The 16,361-nt window shown below is 60.9% G+C and carries 12 protein-coding genes; 7 read left to right on the top strand and 5 right to left on the bottom strand.

Translation table 11 applies throughout. From position 1 onward, the window contains the following. Positions 1-363, bottom strand: coding sequence for a response regulator (locus QRN48_RS06640; protein ID WP_285349590.1), 363 nt, complete (start codon positions 361-363; stop codon positions 1-3). A 269-nt stretch (positions 364-632) separates the two neighbouring features. Between QRN48_RS06640 and QRN48_RS06635 the strand changes: the two genes are divergently transcribed. From QRN48_RS06635 to QRN48_RS06615, 5 genes are all read left to right on the top strand, one after another. Beyond that, on the top strand, positions 633-4,145 hold the full coding sequence (locus QRN48_RS06635; protein ID WP_285349588.1) for a response regulator: 3,513 nt from the start codon (positions 633-635) through the stop codon (positions 4,143-4,145). 47 nt (positions 4,146-4,192) lie between these two features. Next, positions 4,193-5,014, top strand: a complete 822-nt coding sequence (locus QRN48_RS06630) for a CheR family methyltransferase (RefSeq protein ID WP_191943438.1) — start codon at positions 4,193-4,195, stop codon at positions 5,012-5,014. Beyond that, complete coding sequence (locus QRN48_RS06625; protein ID WP_191943437.1) at positions 5,011-5,628, top strand: chemotaxis protein CheB; 618 nt, start codon at positions 5,011-5,013, stop codon at positions 5,626-5,628. Before QRN48_RS06630 ends, QRN48_RS06625 begins: the two co-directional genes overlap by 4 nt. Next, positions 5,622-6,803 carry a hybrid sensor histidine kinase/response regulator gene (locus tag QRN48_RS06620; protein WP_191943436.1) on the top strand — a complete coding sequence of 394 codons (1,182 nt, stop codon included), beginning with the start codon at positions 5,622-5,624 and terminating at the stop codon, positions 6,801-6,803. The genes QRN48_RS06625 and QRN48_RS06620 overlap by 7 nt, the downstream gene beginning before the upstream one ends. Positions 6,804-7,853: 1,050 nt before the next feature. After that, the gene (locus QRN48_RS06615; protein WP_191943435.1) at positions 7,854-8,231 is read left to right on the top strand and encodes a response regulator; all 378 of its coding nucleotides are present in this window, start codon (positions 7,854-7,856) and stop codon (positions 8,229-8,231) included. A gap of 69 nt (positions 8,232-8,300) precedes the next feature. On the opposite strand, the gene QRN48_RS06610 is transcribed toward QRN48_RS06615, so the two are convergent. Further along, on the bottom strand, positions 8,301-10,328 hold the full coding sequence (locus QRN48_RS06610; RefSeq protein ID WP_285349584.1) for a response regulator: 2,028 nt from the start codon (positions 10,326-10,328) through the stop codon (positions 8,301-8,303). Next, the gene (locus tag QRN48_RS06605; protein WP_244653590.1) at positions 10,325-11,809 is read right to left on the bottom strand and encodes an ATPase domain-containing protein; all 1,485 of its coding nucleotides are present in this window, start codon (positions 11,807-11,809) and stop codon (positions 10,325-10,327) included. The genes QRN48_RS06610 and QRN48_RS06605 overlap by 4 nt, the downstream gene beginning before the upstream one ends. Before the next feature lie 288 nt (positions 11,810-12,097). Between QRN48_RS06605 and QRN48_RS06600 the strand changes: the two genes are divergently transcribed. Continuing rightward, positions 12,098-12,910: a crotonase/enoyl-CoA hydratase family protein gene (locus tag QRN48_RS06600; RefSeq protein ID WP_285349582.1), complete on the top strand. Its 813-nt coding sequence runs from the start codon at positions 12,098-12,100 to the stop codon at positions 12,908-12,910. An 87-nt stretch (positions 12,911-12,997) separates the two neighbouring features. Further along, a complete protein-coding gene (nudC, locus tag QRN48_RS06595; RefSeq protein WP_285349580.1) occupies positions 12,998-13,846 on the top strand; it encodes an NAD(+) diphosphatase in 849 nt (282 codons plus the stop codon). Here the strand turns inward: nudC and QRN48_RS06590 are convergent. Then, positions 13,808-14,581, bottom strand: coding sequence for a TSUP family transporter (locus tag QRN48_RS06590; protein ID WP_285349578.1), 774 nt, complete (start codon positions 14,579-14,581; stop codon positions 13,808-13,810). The two genes, nudC and QRN48_RS06590, sit on opposite strands and share 39 nt — an antisense overlap. 531 nt (positions 14,582-15,112) lie before the next feature. After that, positions 15,113-16,252, bottom strand: coding sequence for a Gfo/Idh/MocA family protein (locus tag QRN48_RS06585; RefSeq protein WP_285349576.1), 1,140 nt, complete (start codon positions 16,250-16,252; stop codon positions 15,113-15,115). Positions 16,253-16,361 lie beyond the last annotated feature (109 nt).

The raw sequence follows: 16,361 nt of genomic DNA, 5'->3' as shown, positions 1-16,361 counted from the left end.
TCAGTTGCCAAGGATGCCGTTTACCTTGTCGCGCAGCTGATCGATGGAAAACGGCTTGCCGATATTGTGCATGCCCTCGGGTACATCGACAGTGTCCGCATAACCGCTGGCGAACAGCACCGGTATGTCGGCACGGATCTCACGCGCCTTCTGAGCCAGTTCGCGACCGTTCATGTCTGGCAGGCCGAGGTCGGTCATCATCAGGTCGATGGTCTGACTGCTGTTTTGCAGAAAGGTAATGGCCTCACCGGCGTCGGCTGCTTCAAGCACGCTGTAGTCAAGTTCCTCGAGGACGTCGACGATCAACATCCGGACGATGTTGTCATCTTCAACCACCAGAATCGTGCGGGGTGAATCGGACATGAAAGGTTCCTTTAATAGGCAGGGAGCACAGCGCAATGCGTGAGGTTCTAGCGCGTTTCGCCGGGGGCGCAATTGTGCCAACTTCCGCGCTGCAACAACACGATTCAATTGAGTGTAGTGGCTTTTGAGTTGCACTCAAACGTATAGTGCAGGCCCTGCTGCACCTCATCTAATGTCAGAAAATTCAACCTTCTATGTGTGAAGCTGGAGTTTTAGCCGAGCTTTACGGCAAACTCCGTCGTTTAGACGAATCCGCCTGAGCCCTTGCGATGATCCCCACCTCTGCAGTCGATGAGCAACGTTTCCGCAAACTGTTAAGCCGCAACGTCAGTTTACCCCTGGCTGTTGGCGTGCTCAGTGCCGCCTTCTTTGTCCTCCTGATTTCCTATCTGTTGTCGGCCATCCAGTGGGTCGAGCACACCGACCGGGTCATCAACAATCTCAACCGTTCCCTCAAGTTGTCGGTGGACATGGAAACCGGCATGCGCGGCTTTCTGCTGACCGGCGATGAGCGCTTTCTGGACCCCTATGAGGTCGCCAAGCCAGCCATCAGCACCGAGCTTCAGAACCTGGAGGAGCTGGTCGCCGACAACCCCACTCAGGTTGACCGCTTCAAGCGGCTGGCCGCCCTGCAGTTGTCGTGGAACGAGTTTGCGCAAGAGATGATTACCTTGCGGCGTACCGGGGGCGACTACCAGACGCCGATCCAGAACCGCCGCGGCAAGCGCCTCTCCGACGAGATGCGTGACCAGTATGAGCAGGCGGCCAACGTCGAGCATCAGCTGCGGCTGACCCGCAACACCGACGTCACCCATACGACGGTGGTGTCGGTCTCGCTGTACATCGCGTTCATCCTGATCGTCAGCGGTGTCCTTGCCTGGGTCGGGCGTCGCGACATGACCACGCTGTCTGAAACTTATGCCTCCAATCTGCGGGCGCAGCAGGCGGATGCCGAGCGCCTTTCCCACGTCGCCTGGCTGCGCAACGGCCAAAGCGAACTGGCCGAACAGGTGATTGGCCAGCTGACGCTCAACCTTCTGGGCCGCCACGTGCTGCAGTTCTTCGCCCAATACCTGGGCGCGGTGGTGGCGGCCGTGTACGTGCGTCAGGAGCACGGTGGTCTGGTGCGGGTGGCGTCGTACGGCTTCTCACGCGAACAGGAATTGCACGAACAGTCGATCTACAGCGGTGAAGGGATCGTCGGCAAGGCCGCCGAGCTGGACCAGATTATCCGGCTGGACGACGTGTCGCAGGACTATTTCAAGGTGTCTTCCGGCCTGGGTGAAGGTTCGCCACGCAGCGTCGTGGTAGTGCCGACCAGCAACGATGACAACGTCAACGGCGTGATCGAGCTCGGCTTCCTGCGGGAACTCACGGCGCGCGATCTGGAGTTCCTTGAACTGGTCGCCGAGAACGTCGGGACCTCCATCGAAGCCGCCCGTTATCGTCAGCGCTTGCAGGAAGTCCTCGCCGAAACCCAGCAGCTCAACGAAGAACTCCAGGTGCAGCAGGAAGAACTGCGCACCGCCAACGAAGAGCTTGAAGAGCAATCGCGGATTCTCAAGGAGTCCCAGGCGCACCTGGAAACCCAGCAGGCCGAGCTGGAGCAGACCAACGAGCAGTTGGCCGAGCAGGGCAAGGCGCTGGCGGATCAGCGCGACGCCCTGGACCGCAATAACGAAGAGTTGAACATCGCCCAGGTCGAACTCGAAGCCCGGGCAGAGGAACTGCAGCGCTCCAGCAAATACAAGTCCGAATTCCTTGCCAACATGTCCCATGAGCTGCGCACGCCGCTCAACAGCTCGTTGATCCTGGCCAAGCTGCTGGCGGAAAACCCGCAGGACAACCTAACCGCGGAGCAGGTGAAGTTTGCCGAGTCGATCTACTCGGCCGGCAATGACCTGCTGAACCTGATCAACGACATTCTGGATATCTCCAAGGTCGAGGCCGGCAAGCTCGACATGCGCCCGGAAAACAGCAGCGTCAGCCGACTGGTCGATGGCTTGCGCATGACCTTCGAGCCGCTGGCCGCCGACAAAAAACTGGAGTTCTCGGTGGAGGTCCAGGCGGGCACGCCGGTGTCGTTGTACACCGACCGCCAGCGCCTGGAGCAGATCCTCAAAAACCTGCTGTCCAATGCGATCAAGTTCACTGAAACCGGCGCGGTCAGCCTGACCGTTTCACGCCAGCCGGGCGAAGGTGTGGCCTTCACCGTGCGCGACTCCGGTATCGGGATTGCCGAAGAGCAGCAGGAAAGCATTTTTGAAGCCTTCCGTCAGGCCGACGGCACCACCAACCGCCGTTATGGCGGCACCGGTCTGGGGCTGTCGATCTCTCGTGACCTGGCACGCCTGTTGGGCGGCTCGATCACCGTGACCAGTGCGCCGGGGCAGGGCAGTATCTTCACCCTCGTGGTGCCTGAAGAATACGTCGAGCAGGAGCCGTCGCAATACGTCGACGCCCCGGTGGCGGCCGTTCAGCCTGCGCCACTGCCGGTCGCGCGCGTGGCGCCGCCTGCGCCGGCGGCCGCCATCGCTTCGCCGGCCGCCGAGGCTATCCCGCGCTTTGCCGACGACCGCGACAAGGCGCCGTTCAGCAAGCGCTGCATTCTGGTCATTGAGGATGAAGTGCGCTTTGCCCACATCCTTTACGATCTCGCGCACGAGCTCGGCTACAACTGCCTGGTGGCCCATGCCGCTGATGAAGGCTTCGACCTGGCCTCCTCGCTGGTCCCGGACGCGATCCTGCTCGACATGCGCCTGCCGGACCATTCCGGTCTCACGGTGCTGCAACGCCTGAAAGAATTGCCGAGCACCCGACACATTCCCGTGCATGTGATTTCCGTGGAAGACCGTCAGGAAGCCGCGCTGCAAATGGGCGCCATCGGTTATGCAGTCAAGCCGACCACGCGCGAAGAGCTCAAGGACGTGTTTGCCCGGCTCGAAGCCAAGCTTACCCAGAAGGTCAAGCGCATCCTGCTGGTCGAAGACGATGCGTTGCAGCGCGACAGCATCGCGCGCCTGATTGGCGACGACGACATCGAGATCACGGCGGTCGGCTTTGCCCAGGATGCGCTCGAATTGCTGCGAGACAACGCCTATGACTGCATGATCATCGACCTGAAACTGCCGGACATGCTCGGCAACGAGCTGCTCAAGCGCATGTCGATCGACGAAATCTGCGCGTTCCCGCCGGTCATCGTCTACACCGGGCGCAACCTGACCCGCGACGAGGAAGCCGAGCTGCTGAAGTACTCGCGCACCATCATCATCAAAGGGGCGCGCTCGCCGGAACGCTTGCTCGACGAGGTCACGCTGTTCCTGCACAAGGTCGAGTCGCAGCTGTCCAACGAGCGCCAGAAAATGCTCAAGACCGCGCGCAGTCGCGACCGCGTGTTTGAAGGGCGCAAAATTCTGGTCGTCGATGACGACGTGCGTAACATTTTTGCCTTGACCAGCGCGCTGGAACATAAAGGCGCGATCGTTGAAGTCGGGCGCAATGGTCTGGAAGCCATCGAAAAACTCAACAGCGTCGATGATATCGACCTGGTGTTGATGGACGTGATGATGCCGGAGATGGACGGCTACGAGGCCACGATCGAGATTCGCAAGAACCCGCGCTGGCGGAAATTGCCGATCATCGCGGTGACCGCCAAGGCCATGAAAGACGATCAGGATCGCTGCCTGCAGGCGGGCTCCAACGACTACCTCGCCAAACCGATCGATCTGGACCGGCTGTTCTCACTCATTCGCGTGTGGTTGCCAAAGATGGAACGTATCTGAGTGGATTGGATCAATTGACCACGCCCGCTCCCCAACCGGAATTGCCGATGCACCCCGAGAGAGACGCCGATATCGAGTTGCGCTTGCTGATCGAAGCGATCTACTTGAAGTACAGCTACGATTTCCGCGATTACTCAGGCGCGTCGGTCAAACGACGCGTCATCCACGCGCTGCGACAATTCGAACTCAAGACCATTTCCGCGCTGCAGGAACGGGTGCTGCATGACCCGTCGGCGTTCATGCAATTGCTGCAGTTTCTGACGATTCCGGTCAGCGAGATGTTTCGAGACCCGACGCACTTCTTGGCGATCCGCGAAGAAGTCGTGCCGCTGCTCAGGACCTACCCGTCGCTGAAAGTCTGGATCGCGGGCTGCAGCACCGGGGAAGAGGTCTATTCGATGGCGATTCTGCTGCGCGAGGAAGGTCTGCTTGAGCGCACGATCATTTACGCCACCGACATCAATCCGCATTCGCTGGAGAAGGCCAAGCAAGGCATTTTCTCCATGGAAAACATTCGCGGCTACAACGAAAACTACCTCAAGGCCGGCGGCAAGCGGCTGTTTTCGGAGTACTACACGGCGGCCTACGACTACGCGATCTTCGACAAGACGCTGCGTGAGAACGTGACCTTCGCCGACCACAGCCTGGCAACCGACAGCGTGTTCTCCGAGACGCAGTTGATTTCCTGCCGCAATGTGCTGATCTACTTCAACAAGAAGCTGCAGGACCGGGCGTTCGGGCTGTTTCACGAGTCGCTGTGCCATCGCGGCTTTCTGGTGCTGGGCAGCAAGGAAACCCTGGATTTCTCGGGCTACAAGAATCAGTTCGAGCCTCTGGTCAAACAAGAGCGGATCTACCGCAAATCATGAGAACGATTTTTCCCGACCCCTCGTCCGAACACCCGGCCTTGCCGGTGGTAGATGCCATTGTGGTCGGCGCATCGGCCGGCGGCGTCGAAGCCTTGCTGAAAATCTACCGCACGCTGCCCAGAGGCTTTCGCTTGCCCATCCTGACGGTGCTGCATGTGCCGGATCAGCGCCGGAGTCATTTGGCGGAGGTGTTTGCTCAAACCTTGAAGATCCCGGTCAAGGAAGCGGACGACAAGGAGACCATTGTCCCAGGCACGTTGTACTTCGCCGGGCCGAGCTATCACTTGTCGGTCGAGAACGATTTCAGCCTGTCGCTGAGTCAGGAAGAACGCGTGTTCCATTCGCGGCCGAGCATCGACGTGCTGTTCGAGTCGGCGGCCGACGCCTATGGCGAGCGCCTCGCCGGCGTGCTGCTGACCGGCGCCAACAATGACGGTGCGCGCGGCATTGCACGAATCAGGGAATACGGTGGTCTCACCGTGGTCCAGGACCCGGCCCAGGCGCTCGCGCGAACCATGCCCGACGCAGCGCTTGCCCTTCATACGCCGGATTTTTTATTGCCTTTGCCCGACATTGGGCTGTTGCTTGTCGAGCTGGAACGAATTGCATGTTGAGTGATATCAAAGCCAAGCTGCTGATTGTCGACGATCTGCCAGAAAACCTGCTGGCCCTCGAGGCGCTGATCAAGCGCGAGGACCGTCAGGTGTTCAAGGCGTTGTCCGCCGATGAAGCATTGTCGTTGCTGCTCGAACATGAGTTTGCGATGGCCATTCTTGACGTGCAGATGCCTGGCATGAACGGCTTCGAGCTTGCCGAGATGATGCGCGGCACCGAGAAAACCAAGAACATCCCCATCGTCTTCGTCAGTGCGGCAGGGCGCGAGCTCAACTACGCGTTCAAGGGTTATGAAAGCGGTGCGGTGGACTTCCTGCACAAGCCTCTCGACATTCATGCGGTCAAGAGCAAGGTCAACGTCTTCGTTGATCTGTACCGCCAGCGCAAGGCGCTCAAGCAACAGCTTGAAGAGCTCGAACGCAGCCGCGCGGAGCAGGAAGCGCTGATGCGCGAGTTGAAATCGACGCAGAGTGAGCTGGAACGCGCGATCCGCATGCGTGATGACTTCATGTCCATGGTCTCCCACGAGGTGCGCACGCCGCTCAACGGGCTGATTCTGGAAACCCAGCTGCGCAAGCTGCACTTGGCCAAGGACAACGCGTCGGCGTTCACCATGGAAAAGCTGCGGGCCATGGTTGACCGCGATGAGCGGCAAATCCAGAGCCTGATTCGCCTGATCGAGGACATGCTGGACGTGTCACGGATTCGCACCGGCAAGCTGTCTATCCGCACCAGTCCGTTTGACCTCTCTGAACTGGTGGTCAATCTGGTGGAAAGCTATTCCGCGCAGATCGCCGCCGCCGGCAGTGTGGTGACATTGCATGCGCCGGCGCCGGTGATCGGCGTGTGGGATGAGTTTCGCATCGAGCAAGTGGTGGCGAACTTGCTGACCAATGCGCTGCGCTATGGCGCGCGCAAGCCGATTGAGGTGCAGGTTTACGCTGAGGGCGGTGAGGCGCGGGTTGATGTGCGCGACCATGGCATTGGCATCAGTGCGGAAAACCAGAAGCGCATTTTTCAGCAGTTCGAGCGGGTCGCGGCAAGCCATGCGGTGGCCGGGCTTGGACTCGGGCTGTTTATTTCCGAGCAGATCATTACTGCCCACGGCGGGCGGATCAGCGTCGAGAGTGAAGAGGGGGCAGGGTCGCTGTTTCGCGTGTCGTTGCCGCTTTGATTGGCTGGAATGCTGGGATATCTGGATCAAGGGCGTCTGCCTAACGGCCTCGGGTTTCGCCTTCGGCGAGTTACTTGGAAAAGCACCCCAAGTAACCAAGGGTGCTTGCTCCCGGTTTGGCCCTTCCTTCGTCAGGGTTCCCTCACTCCGGTCTTGCTCCGTGGGCCCGCCGCCATCCGCCATCCATGGCGGGGGGCGGCTCTCGCGGCATCCATGCCGCTCGGCCCACTGCGCAAAACCTGCGTTCAGCCTGCACCCAAGTCGCGATTGGTGTCGTCTGAGCTTTTTGCGCATGAACATCAAGATCAAAAGCGCGTTTAGAGCAGATCGACAGCATAGAGCAGATCAACGGCTTCCCGGCTGAAGCCGGTCCTACAGTCGAGGTCGCTGCCGCTGTCTCCGATCAAGGTGTTTTCGTGATCGTTCCCACTGACTGCACATCGAGTGGGACCGGCTTTAGCCGGGAAGAGGGCAGTATTGGCGCTGACACTTTTATCGATCAAACACCCTCCCTGTAGGAGTGAGCTTGCTCGCGATGATCGTTCCCACGCTCCGCGTGGTAACGCAGCTCTGGACGCTCCGCGTCCTGAAGACGACGCGCCTTCAGGCCTCGTGAGGTGACGCAGAGCGTCACGCGATGCATGCCCACGCAGAGCGTGGACACGATCATGCCACTGACTGCACGCCCCGTGGGACCGGCTTCAGCCGGGAAGCTTTTGATTTGCTTTGAGCGCGCTCTTGATCTTCATACACAGATATTCCAAGCCACGAAATCGCGACGTGGGCGCAGGCTGAAAGCGGGCCCACGGAGCGGGACCGAAGTGAAGGAACCCTGACGAAGGAAGGACCCAACCAGGAGCATAAGCCTTGGGCTGCTTTTGAAACCAAAGGGGGCTAGATCAAGCAACTCGCCGAAGGCGTAACCGGGGGCCGTTAGGCCGACTTATCCCACCCCGGAATCCTCCCAATCAAATAACTCAGTAATCGGCGCAACCTCCAGCGCGGGCCATGGTCGTAATGGCAGCTATCTATAAGATCAAAGGCGTTCAAATGAGCTCTGATGCAGAAAATGTCGTACTCATCGTCGAAGACGAGCCGCTCATTCTGATGCTGCTGTCCGATTACCTGTCGGGCGAAGGCTATCGGGTGTTGCAGGCGGAGAACGGGGAGCAGGCATTCGAAATTCTTGCCACCAAGCCCCACCTCGATTTGATGATCACCGATTACCGCCTGCCGGGCGGGGTCTCCGGCGTCATGATTGCCGAGCCCGCCGTAAAACTGCGGCCGGAGCTCAAGGTTATTTTCATCAGCGGTTACCCGGCAGAGATCGTCGAGTCCGGCAGCCCCATTGCCAAGAAGGCCCCGATCCTTGCCAAGCCGTTCACCATGGACACGTTGCATTTGCAGATCCAGAGCCTGCTTAACTGATTTTGGCCAACAAAAAAACCGGCGTCTGCCGGTTTTTTTGTGCGCTGGGTTATTCACCCGCCCAACGTTTCAGCTCTCGATCATCTCCCGGACCTTCGCCGTCAGCTGATCGAATGCGAAGGGCTTGGTGATCATCTGCATGCCCTCCTCAAGGAAGCCCGAGCGCGCACTGGCATTCTCTGCGTAGCCAGTGATGAACAGCACTTTCAAGTCCTCGCGGAGCTGCCGGCCGATGTCCGCCAGCTGCCGGCCGTTCATGCCGGGCAGGCCTACGTCGCTGATCATCAGGTCGATACGCTGTGAGGACTCGAGGATCGGGATCGCCCCCACGGCATCGCCCGCTTCGACATAGGCATAACCCAACTCGCTCAATACCTGGCTGACCAGTGCTCGAACCGCCGGGTCATCTTCGACCAGCAGAATCGTCTCACCCTCACGCGCCTGCGCGGTGTCGGGGGTCGGCGCAGGATGATCGTCCTGGGCTTCGCCGAGGTAGCGCGGCAGGAACAACTGCACCGTGGTGCCATCGCCCACCTGGCTTTCGATGGACACATGGCCATGCGACTGCTTGGTGAAGCCGTAAATCATCGACAGACCCAGCCCGGTGCCCTGGCCAATGGGCTTGGTGGTGAAGAACGGGTCGAAGGCGCGGCTGATGACGTTCTCCGGCATGCCGCAGCCAGTGTCGCGGACGCTGAGCACCACGTAATCGCCAGGCAGCAGGTTTTCGTAGGCGTTGGTGTAGTCTCGCTCCAGTCGACGGTTGAAGGTCTCGATCATCAGCATGCCGCCATCGGGCATCGCGTCGCGCGCGTTGAGCACCAAATTGAGCAGGGCGCTCTCGAGCTGATTGGGGTCGGCTTCGGCGGTCCACAGTTCAGGGTCCAGGCACATGTCCAGGCGGATGCTCTCGTTGACGCTGCGGTTCAGCAGTTCGCCCATGGATTTGACCAGGTCATTCATCAGCACCGGCTTGGGGTCCAGCGATTGTCGACGCGAAAACGCCAGGAGACGGTGGGTCAGGGCGGCTGCGCGATTGGCCGAACTCACGCCCAGATCGATCAGGCCGTCGAGGTCGTCCAGACGTCCCCGGGATACGCGTCGCCTGAGCAATTCCAGGCTGCCGATGATGCCGGTCAGCATGTTGTTGAAGTCGTGGGCGATACCGCCGGTGAGCTGGCCCACCGCTTCCATCTTTTGCGACTGGCGAAGCACTTCTTCGTTGTGGCGCAGCTGGGAGGTGCGTTCCTCGACCTGCTGTTCCAGCGTTTCGTTGAGGCGGCGCAGCTGATGCTCGGCCAGCTTGCGCTCGGTGATGTCGGAGGTCACGCCGGAGAGCAGGCTGACCCGGCCGTTACGCGCTCTGATCGCCCGGGCACGGATGTCGACCCAATGCACCGAGCCATCCGGCCAGACGTTACGAAACTCGATGATGAAGTCGGCACCGGTGTCCAGCGTCTGCTGCAGGATGGACTGCATGCGCGGCTGGTCTTCGGGATGCACCGAGGCCAGCCAGTCGTGGTAAGTGAGCGGATCACGCTCATCGCGACCGAAGTGCGCGCGCGTGATAGCCGAGCACTCCAGCACAAGAAACTCGGTGTCCAGCTGCCACGAGCCCAAACGCCCGGCCTTCAACGCGTGCTGCAGACGCTGCTCGCTTTCGAGCAGATCTTCCAGACGCGTGCGGGCTTCATATTGTCGCCGGCGGCCTCGCACCGCGGTGCTGACCAGGCTCATGAGCGTCGCGGGATGGAATGGCCGCTCCAGAAACGTGACGTTACCGAGCATTTTGCCAAAGTGCGCCGAGGGGTTCTGTTTACCACCGTGATGAGTCAGCAGCACGATGGGAAAGTCCGACCAGGCAGGCTGGTTGGCCAACAGACTCAGCAACGGATTGACGTCCACACCCCGCAGGGCCTCGTCCGCAATAATGGCCAGCCCTGCGCCGGATATCAGCTCACTGCACAGCTGCGCCAGATCGTGGGTGATGATCGCCGGATAGCCGCCTTCCTGAAGCATGGTCAGGGCGATCTGGCTGTCCCGTCCGTGGGGGGCCAGAATGATGGCCCGCTCCGATAGTTGTCCGGGGATGCTCACTCGTTGGGGTCCAGAAGCAACGGATTATTCTCGCCGTGGTATTGAGGGACACCGCGCAGAACCCCCTGAAAGGCGTCCAGCGGCTCGCCGATGGTCATGCCGGACGCACTGATCCGGTATTCGCGAATGGTGGATTCGTGGGTGCCTGTGCGTTTCTTGATGATGGAGATAGCGCGGCGCACTTTGCCCAGCGCTTCGAAGTAGCGCAACAAAATGACCGTGTCAGCCAGGTAGGTGATGTCCACCGGCGTATTCATGTCACCGACCAGGCCATGTTGGGCAACGGTCATGAAGGTCGACGCGCCCTGGCGATTGAGGTAGAGCAACAGCTCATGGACGTGCAGGACCAGAGAATTTTCTTCTGGCATCGCAGCCTGATAGCCATTGAGGCTGTCGAGGACGACGGTCTGGATGTTCAGCTCATCGACACTGCGGCGCACCCGATGGGTGAACTCACCCGGCGACAGTTCTGCGGCGTCCACCTGTTCGATCACCAGATTGCCGGTTTGCACCAGCGCCTTGAGGTCGATACCAAGCTTCATCATGCGTTCGTGCAGCAGGCCGATCTCTTCATCGAATACGAACAGCGCAGCTTTCTCGCCGCGCTCGACGGCCGCCACGGCGAACATCAGCGCGATAAGTGACTTACCCGTGCCCGACGGGCCCAGAATCAGCGTGCTGGAGCCGCTGTCGAGACCGCCGCCAAGCAGGGAGTCAATTTCCTTGATGCCGCTGCTGAGCTGCTTGCTGACGTAGCCAGTGCGGTGCTCGGCGGCTACCAGGCGCGGAAACACCTGGATGCCATCGGGCATGATATTGAAGTCGTGGTAACCGCCGCGGTACTTCTGGCCACGGTATTTGACCACCCGCAGGCGTCTGCGCTCTGCGCCGTAAGCCGGGGTCTGCATCTCCAGGCGAATCACGCCATGGGCAACGCTATGAACGGTCTTGTCCAGTGATTCGGTGGTGAGGTCGTCCAGCAGGACGACCGTCGTGTCGTAGCGCGCGAAATAGTGCTTGATCGCGAGGATCTGCCGGCGGTAGCGCAACGAGCTCTGCGCCAGCAGGCGGATCTCCGACAGGCTGTCGATGATCACACGTGCGGGCTTGACCTTCTCGACGATCTCGAAAATCTGCTTGGTGGCTTCGCCCAGTTCAAGGTCCGATGAGTACAGCAGGCTCTGTTGGTGTGCAGCGTTCAGCAGGTCTTCAGGCGGGGTGAGCTCGAACACCGAAATGTGCTCGTCCAGCTCCCAGCCATGGGAACGGGCGCCATCGCGCAATTCCCGTTCGGTTTCAGAAAGCGTGATGTACAGACCCCGCTCGCCTGCCGCAGCCCCTGCCAGCAGGAACTGCAGTGCGACGGTGGTCTTGCCGGTGCCGGGTTCTCCCTCAAGAAGAAACACATGGCTGCGCGAAAGGCCACCCGCGAGGATGTCGTCCAGGCCCACGATACCGGTTGCCGCTTTTGATGTAGTCAAGAATCGCCCTCTTGCGACCTGAGAAAAGAGTGGGCGCCGAATCTGATCCGGCTGCCCTGACGCACACATCGTCGGTAGATTCCGTACGCGTGACGCCATCACAGTCTGGACAGTTGCCCGCCGTGACCGTTCAGTTTATTAACCCGTGATGCCTCGTCTTTACAGGCGAAACGGCAGGCCCACGGTCCGGCATATGGCGCAACAGTGGCCTGCGACGGCACATACTGACTTGCTATGATCCGCCGTCAAGGAATAAACCTCGCCTGGCCCATAAAAGGATCCAACGCCGTGTCTGACTACAGCGCTTTCAAGGTGGAACTGACCGACCATATTGCCCACGTCCAGATCAATCGCCCGGACAAGATCAACGCCATGAACGCTGCGTTCTGGTCCGAGATCATCGATATATTCGCCTGGGCCGAGGACACCGACGACGTCCGCGTGGTGGTGCTCAGTGGCGCGGGCAAGCACTTTTCCTCGGGCATCGACCTGTCCCTGCTGGCATCGGTTGCCAACGAGATGGGCAAGGACATTGGTCGAAACGCGCGTTTGCTGCGGCGCAAAATCCTGCAAATGCAGGAGTCGTTCAACGTCGTGGACCGCTGCAGCAAGCCCGTGCTGGCGGCCATTCAGGGTTATTGCATCGGCGGAGCGATGGACCTGATCAGCGCTTGCGACATGCGTTATGCCGCGGAGGATGCGCTGTTTTCCATTCGCGAAATCGACATGGGCATGGCCGCAGACGTCGGCACCCTTCAGCGCCTGCCGCGGCTGATCGGTGATGGCATGATGCGCGAAATGGCCTACACCGGGCGTAACGTGGGGGCGCAGGAGGCGCAGCGCATTGGTCTGGTCAACCGCACGTTTGCGGACCTGCCGCAGCTGCTCGAGGGTGTCATGGCGATTGCCCGGGACATCGCGGCGAAATCGCCGATCGCGATCAGTGGCAGCAAGCGCATGATCAGCTACATGCGCGACCACAGCGTGGCGGACGGGCTCGAATACGTTGCCACCTGGAACTCCGCCATGTTGCAATCGGCAGACCTGAAGCTGGCAATGGTCGCTCACCTGAGCAAACAGAAGCCGGTCTTCGACAATTGACTGACCCATTTGAAAGCGTTTTCGCTTGCGGCTTTCGGGCGTGATCCTCGCGCAGAAGTGGCAAACGGCGCGCACAGGAGTTGATGCATGACACGCCCGAGGCGTTGGACCACCGCCGTGCTTGACGTCCAGGCAGCCGGCGGCTGGGCCGTGGTTCAGAGTGACCAGGGGTTTTTGCAGGACAGCAACGGCGTGCTGTTTCCCCGTGAATGGCTCAAGCGCCAGGACCTGGATTTAGTGCATGAGCACGGTATCGGTCATTTTGACGGCGAGCCGGTCTACCTGCAGACGCTGCGGGATTCGCCCGCGCTGGAAGGCATGCAGTGGCAGACGCTGCGCCAGTTCATGCTGGCCGATGACGCCGACGTATTTCAGATGCTTGGCTACGCCGCGCAAATCAGTACCTGGGCGCGCGAACACCGTTTTTGCGGCAGATGCGGTCAGCCGACGCAGCAAGTACCGGGTGAGCGGGGAATGCACTGCGCGCACTGCGACCTGCGCGCTTATCCGCGCATCTCCCCGAGCATGATCGTGTTGATTAGCCGTGGCGATGAGGTGCTGCTGGCGCGCTCGCCGCGCTTCGTCACGGGGGTGTACAGCACGCTGGCCGGGTTCGCCGAACCGGGTGAGTCGGCCGAAGATTGCGTGCGCCGCGAGGTCATGGAAGAGGTGCAGGTGACGGTCAGGAACATCCAGTACAAGGGCAGCCAGTGCTGGCCGTTTCCGCACTCGATGATGCTGGGCTTTCATGCTGAATACGACAGTGGCGAGATCGTGCCCCAGGCGGACGAGATCGAGGACGCGCAGTGGTTCAGCATCCATGACCTGCCGCCGTTGCCGGCCAGTCGCTCGATTGCGCGCTACCTGATCGATTTGTATCTGGCGCAGCGCTCGGGCTCAGTTGAACCAGTGCTGCCAGGCCAGGCGGACGGTTAAGCCCAGCACCACGGTGATGAAGACAGGGCGGATGAATTTGGCGCCGCCCTTGATCGCGGTTTTCGCGCCGATAAAGGCACCGGCCATCACCGCCAGGCCCATGGTCAATCCGATCACCCAGTCCACCGAACCATTGAGCGCGAAGATCATCAGCGCAGCGGCGTTGCTGACGAAGTTCATGCTACGGGCGACGCCGCTGGCTTTGACCAGGTCAACCGGGTAAATCAGCAACGTGCTCACCGTCCAGAAGGCGCCAGTGCCGGGGCCGGCGACGCCGTCATAAAAGCCCAGCCCTAGGCCCTGAGGCAGCTGCCATTTGGTTTTGATCGGGGCGTTGCTGTCCAGTGGCGCCTTGGGTGTGCCGCCGAACAGCAGGTACAGGCCGCAGCCAAACACGATCACCGGTAGCATCTGGTTCAGTAATTCGGCCGGCAGGTAATGGGCGACCACTGCGCCGATCAGGGCGCCTGCTGCCGTGCCGACCAATGCGCGTTTCCACTGCGCCGGATGAAACAGCTTGCGCCGATAGAAGGTGAAGCTCGCGGTGGCAGAGCCAAAGGTCGAACTGAGCTTGTTGGTGCCCAATACGAGATGCGGCGGCAGGCCGGCGGTGAGCAGGGCAGGCGTGGTCAACAGGCCGCCTCCCCCGGCAATGGCATCAATGAAACCGGCGACAAAGGCCACGACAGCCAGCACCAGCAGGGTGAGAGGTTCAACGGTGAGTTCGAAAGGCATGGGGAGGGCGCTTATCGGGCAGATGGGCAGAAGGGCTGCCCGCAAGCGCAGCATTCTACTCGCATGGCGCTGACCGTTGCAGCAGCGCGAACCGTGAATTGTTGATCCCGCGCATGCCGGTGTGGACGGGCGTACGCGCTCTGACACGTGGGACCGGCTTTAGCCGGGAAGGGGCCGGTCTGAACGTCCTGGAGCGTCTGACATGGCGCGTTCGCCAGCAAGCCGGCTCCTACAGATCGTCACTCGCCCGCCATTTCGCGGTGCGATTGCTGCCTTCCCGGGTAAAGCCGGTCCCACATACGGCGGTTGCGGTGTGTCTGGGCGGGCTGAAGCTGGTTCTGCGCCCGCATGCGGTGTGTCTGGTTGTACGCGTACAGACTGTAGGAGCGCGCTTGCCCGCGAATGCGGTGTGTCAGCGACATTTCCGTCACCTGATCCAGCGCGTTCGCCAGCCAGCCGGCTCCGACAGATGTCCGCCTGTCACCAATGTTGCAGCGCGGCGCCTGACGCTTTCCCGGCTAAAGCCACTGTTCAAACATCCGTCATCGTTACCCAGCGCATCTCTTTCGCCGCGAGGCGAATGGCGGTGGCCAGGCGCTCGACTTCCATGGCTTCGGCGAAATCCGTTCCGTTGCCGCCATTCCCTTGCAGCGCCTGAATCAGTTCATGGACTTCCAGCGCTTTAAGTTCGTTGTACCCCAGTTGATGCCCGGGTGCCGGGCAAAACGCGGCATAACCCGGTTGCTGCGGGCCGGCGAGGATGCGCTGAAACCCGTCCCGTCCCGGCGCGCCGGCGCGATACAGCCTGAGTTCGTTCAACCGTTCCTGATCGAACGACAGGGTGCCCAGCGTGCCGCTGATTTCGAAGCTCAGGTGATTCTTGTAACCGTGTTTGAGCCAACTACTGCCGAAGGTGCCGCGCGCGCCGTTGGCGAAGCGCAGCAATGCGTAGGTCTGGTCATCGATGCTAATCGCCCGCTGTTCGTTGCTGCCACGTGCGGCCGGGCGCTGCGGGTGCACGGTTTGCGAGTCGGCGCACACCGCTTCGACCTCACCCAGCAGATGACGCGCCATGGCCAGCAAATGGCTGCCGAGGTCTGCCAGCGCGCCGCCGGCGTGGGCTTCCTCGCATCGCCAGGACCACGGCGACAGTGCATCGCCCATGAAGTCCTCGCTGAATTCGCCCTGGAAGCTAACGATGCGCCCCAGCTCGCCCGCCTCGATCATTTGCCTGGCCAGCCCGATCATCGGGTTGTGCTGGTAGTTATAACCCACGCGGGTCACGACCCCGGCCTTCCGCGCGGCGGCGTGCATCTGCCGCGCCTGCCCCAGGCTCACCGCCAGCGGCTTTTCGCAGTACACCGCTTTGCCGGCTTCAAGGGCCGCCATCGCCATCGGGAAATGCAGCAGGTTGGGCGTAGTGATCGCGACAAGATCGACGGCAGGGTCGCTGATCAATTGCTGCCAGTCGGCATGACTGCGCTCAAAGCCCCAACGCGAGGCGCAGTCTTGTGCCCGCGCGGCGTCGGCGTCTGCCAGCGCTGCCAGCTTGAGGTTGATCGGCAGCTCAAACGTGGTGCGTGCGTTGTGGAAGGCCAGGGCATGCGCCCGGCCCATGAAGCCTGTGCCGATCAGGCCGACGCCCAGATCTGGAAGGGAATTCCCGCGCATGACAGCGTGTCCTTGTAGACGTGTTGTTGTGCGGAAAATGTAGGCGTTGGCGATGGCTGATGGAATCTTTATTCCATCAGAAGCACCTCAGTTTCACCTCACGCGCAGA

The sequence above is a fragment of the Pseudomonas sp. ME-P-057 genome (genome assembly GCF_030208975.1).
In the GTDB taxonomy this organism is placed as follows: Bacteria; Pseudomonadota; Gammaproteobacteria; order Pseudomonadales; family Pseudomonadaceae; genus Aquipseudomonas; species Aquipseudomonas lutea.
This window is presented reverse-complemented; position numbering and strand designations above follow the sequence as displayed.

What these genes read in the sequence shown, in the direction of transcription:
- QRN48_RS06640 (WP_285349590.1), bottom strand. Translation starts at nt 363, where the DNA reads ATGTCCGATTCACCCCGCACGATTCTGGTGGTTGAAGATGACAACATC.
- QRN48_RS06635 (WP_285349588.1), top strand. Translation starts at nt 633, where the DNA reads ATGATCCCCACCTCTGCAGTCGATGAGCAACGTTTCCGCAAACTGTTA.
- QRN48_RS06630 (WP_191943438.1), top strand. Translation starts at nt 4,193, where the DNA reads ATGCACCCCGAGAGAGACGCCGATATCGAGTTGCGCTTGCTGATCGAA.
- QRN48_RS06625 (WP_191943437.1), top strand. Translation starts at nt 5,011, where the DNA reads ATGAGAACGATTTTTCCCGACCCCTCGTCCGAACACCCGGCCTTGCCG.
- QRN48_RS06620 (WP_191943436.1), top strand. Translation starts at nt 5,622, where the DNA reads ATGTTGAGTGATATCAAAGCCAAGCTGCTGATTGTCGACGATCTGCCA.
- QRN48_RS06615 (WP_191943435.1), top strand. Translation starts at nt 7,854, where the DNA reads ATGAGCTCTGATGCAGAAAATGTCGTACTCATCGTCGAAGACGAGCCG.
- nudC (WP_285349580.1), top strand. Translation starts at nt 12,998, where the DNA reads ATGACACGCCCGAGGCGTTGGACCACCGCCGTGCTTGACGTCCAGGCA.
- QRN48_RS06590 (WP_285349578.1), bottom strand. Translation starts at nt 14,581, where the DNA reads ATGCCTTTCGAACTCACCGTTGAACCTCTCACCCTGCTGGTGCTGGCT.
- QRN48_RS06585 (WP_285349576.1), bottom strand. Translation starts at nt 16,252, where the DNA reads ATGCGCGGGAATTCCCTTCCAGATCTGGGCGTCGGCCTGATCGGCACA.